Below are 704 nucleotides of genomic sequence, written 5' to 3'. Positions count from 1 at the left end.
TGCAATATCCATATGAATATTGCGATTTATCCTCAAAACACAGAATAACCATCTGTCACGCTGCGCGCTGCCAGCTGAAAAAAACAGTGAAAAAGCCAGTTAAGCTTAATCTGTTTTTAACTGTTTAATTTATCTGATGAATATTCTGTTTGCTGGATACATTAGCCATTGAAAACAGATCCTGTTAGGCGAAAAAGCATTTTTGCTTCAGAGAGTTGTTCACCAGGCCACGCTGAAAGCCTGAAAGTGGCGAATTAATGATTGCCGTCCGCGAAGACGGCAACAGGGAGAAAAGAGGAGGGTTAACGTTGCCGCCAGCGGTGATATTCCTCGCCGCGCCGCCCTGGCGCGGTCTCTGGTAAACGGAACAGCCCCACCAGAGAAATAACGCCAAGCACGCCGACATAGATCGCCAGGCCATACCAGTGGCCATTCGTGACCTGCAAAATTTTTACCGCGGCCAGACCGAGAAGACCGCTGCCGATTAACGAGCCAATTTGCCAGATCACGGCAATGCCGCTGCAGCGTATATGGGTCGGAAACAGCTCCGGAAACCACGAGGCCTGAGGCGCGTAACACATACTGTGACCGAGCGTCAGCGCCACGATCATGGCGATCTGAGTCAGCCAGTAGCTGTTTTGCTGCAGCGCGAGGAAAAAGGGCACGATCGACAGCACAATCAGCAGCGCGCCCAGCAGGTAGAC

The 704-nt window shown here is 51.3% G+C and carries 1 pseudogene; it reads right to left on the bottom strand.

Annotated elements, in window-relative coordinates:
- Window positions 1-302: 302 nt before the first annotated feature.
- Window positions 303-704 (bottom strand): annotated as a pseudogene (locus B3797_RS09445) (MFS transporter); the annotation flags it as partial.

The organism is Pantoea sp. UBA5923, from assembly GCF_002431095.1.
GTDB lineage: Bacteria > Pseudomonadota > Gammaproteobacteria > Enterobacterales > Enterobacteriaceae > Pantoea > Pantoea piersonii.
This window is presented reverse-complemented; position numbering and strand designations above follow the sequence as displayed.